The sequence below is a fragment of the Methylophaga sp. UBA5088 genome (assembly GCF_002414625.1).
In the GTDB taxonomy this organism is placed as follows: domain Bacteria; phylum Pseudomonadota; class Gammaproteobacteria; order Nitrosococcales; family Methylophagaceae; genus Methylophaga; species Methylophaga marina.
The window spans coordinates 17,341-20,319 of the sequence record NZ_DIAC01000059.1; the positions used below are offsets into that span (position 1 = coordinate 17,341).

Here is a 2,979-nt window from a genome sequence, read left to right on the forward strand (position 1 = left end):
ATCCTTGTCTGCCATCAGTCTGAAATAAGGTGTCATATCCACTTTGCGGGTCCTCTTGCAACAATGCTCAGATAGTGCGTTTATCCTACAACAATGCGAATGTGCATACTATTATGCGTTTCACGCTTTTCGAGTGCTCAATTTGTCATCGTAGCACGGTATCGAACGGTGACGTTTTGACTTTCCGGCAACATAGCTAACTGACTCATCAAAGTATCGCTGGGGATAACCTGCCAGTCATCACCTAACATAATTACCGTGCTTGCTTGTTCGTTCTGATATAACAACTCCAGTGATAAAGCACCACCCTTGAAAGGCGTCAGCGTATTTTTCATTTGTTCTATCCACTGACTGACCTTGTCTTTATTATCAATATTAATCTGGAGAGAATGACCAAACGCTTCGCGCGCTCCAGTGATATCAAACACTTTTTCTGCTGTCGCGGCTAGGCCCCCAGTGAAGTTGTCCTGTCCGATTTTGCCTTGAATCACTACAAGCTTGTCAGGCTGAATAAAGCTCTGATATTGGTCATAAACATCGGCAAACACTCGCACTTCCAGACGACCACTCTGATCATCCAATGTGATAAAAGCCATACGGCCGCCATTTTTTGACTTCATGGTGCGAATCGCCACCACCAAGCCAGCGGTTAACACTGGCTTTTCATTACGCTGATACCCTTTAGATTCAGGCGCATCCAGTTCATTTATGCGTTTGGGGATGAATTCAGCCAATTCTTGTTGATAACGATCAATCGGATGACCACTCAAGTATAAACCCAGGGTGTCTTTTTCAGCCTGTAATAAATGTTCTTCTGCCCACTCCGCGGCCTGTTCCAGAGGTTCATCCTGACCGCTATCAACTTCCGGACTGAGTCCAAACAGATCATTCTGACCACTGTCTTTATTACGCCGGTGTTGATCGGCGATCTGCATCGCTTTTGTCAGGCTGGCCTCAATACTGGCGCGGTGTCCACCGAGAGAGTCCATGGCACCCGCTTTCACAAGCGACTCCATCACCCGACGGTTAATCTTACGCATATCAACCCGGCGACAAAAATCATACAAAGAACTGAAGGTTTCGCCCTGTTCACGCTCAGACACAATACCGGCCAAGGCAGACTCACCCACGCCTTTAATTGCGCCTAAGCCATAACGAATCGTTCTTTCATCTTCCACGGTGAATTTGATTTTGCTGTGATTCACATCAGGTGGTAGCACCTTCAGTTTCATATCACGACACTCATCAATCAAGCCAACGACTTTATCCGTATTATCCATATCCGCAGATAAGACGGCTGCCATAAACGCGGCTGGATAATGGGCTTTTAACCAGGCGGTTTGATAAGCGACTAAGGCATAAGCCGCCGAGTGAGATTTGTTAAAACCATACTCAGCGAATTTTTCCATCAAGTCGAAAATCGGTCCGGCTTCTTTTTCCTCAATGCCCCGTTTAGCTGCCCCTTCGAGGAACAATAAACGTTGTTTGGCCATTTCTTCCGGTTTTTTCTTCCCCATCGCCCGGCGCAACATATCGGCGCCACCCAGGCTATAGTTCGCCAGGATCTGGGCGATTTGCATTACCTGTTCCTGATAGACAATGACTCCATAGGTTGGCTTCAATACAGGCTCAAGATCAGGATGAGGGTAATCAACTTTTGCTCGACCATGTTTACGGTTAACAAAGTCATCTACCATGCCCGATTGCAATGGACCAGGACGGAATAACGCCACCAAGGCCACGATATCCTCAAAATTATCAGGTTGTAAGCGTTTAACCAGCTCTTTCATCCCACGCGATTCAAGCTGGAATACGGCGGTTGTTTCACAACGCTTCAATAAAGCGTAGGTTGGTTTATCGTCCAATGGTAGATTGGCAATATCGATTTTATCGGCGTCTTCTTTCGGTAGCAGCGTGCGGACGTTTTTCATTGCCCAGTCAATCACTGTCAGCGTCTTCAGACCCAGAAAGTCAAACTTCACCAGACCGACACTTTCCACATCATCTTTATCAAACTGAGAGACAAGACCAGCACCATTGTGCTCACTGTAAATTGGCGTGTACTCGGTCAATACTTTTGGCGCGATAACCACACCACCGGCATGTTTACCGACGTTTCTGGTTAAGCCCTCCAGCTGTAAAGCGAGGTCAATCAGGGTTTTGACTTCTTCCTCATTGTCATAACGCTCTTTCAGCAATGGCTCTTGCTCCATCGCTTTGCTGAGTGTCATCTTTAATTCAAACGGGACTAATTTTGCGAGCTGATCAACAAAGCCATAGGGATGACCTAATACACGGCCGACATCACGCAATACCGCTTTGGCTGCCATGGTCCCGAAGGTAATAATCTGTGATACGTGATCCCGACCATAATGTTGTGACACATATTCAATAACCCGGTCACGACCATCCATACAAAAGTCGACGTCAAAGTCGGGCAAAGAAACACGCTCAGGGTTAAGAAAACGTTCAAACAGCAAGTCATATTGCAAGGGATCAAGGTCGGTGATTTTTAAGGCATAAGCCACCAGAGAACCTGCACCCGACCCCCGTCCTGGCCCAACCGGCACATCATTATTCTTCGCCCACTGGATGAAGTCAGCAACGATCAAGAAGTAGCCTGGGAAGCCCATTTGGTTGATAACATCCAGCTCAATCTGCAAACGCTCTTCATAGCGTGCTTTATTCGCTTCTCTGTCGGCTTCGTCGGGGAACAATACTTCTAAGCGTTCAGCAAGGCCTTTGAAAGATTCTTCACTGAAAAACTGCTCAATGGTCATGCCGTCTGGTACTGGGAAGTCAGGCAGATAATGCTCACCCAGTGTCAGTTGCAGATTACACCGTTTGGCAATTTCAACCGTATTTTCTATTGCTTCAGGAATGTCATCAAATAAGGCGGTCATCTCTTCAGCACTTCGAAGATATTGATGCTCCGAGTAATTCCGTGGACGACGTGGGTCATCCAGCTGACGACCTTCA

The 2,979-nt window shown here is 47.0% G+C and carries 1 protein-coding gene; it reads right to left on the reverse strand.

Annotation, left to right across the window (positions count from 1 at the left end):
* Positions 1 to 137 precede the first annotated feature (137 nt).
* The coding region (gene dnaE, locus B4K20_RS07915; protein ID WP_289282498.1) for a DNA polymerase III subunit alpha at positions 138 to 2,979 on the reverse strand (2,842 nt) is incomplete at its 5' end.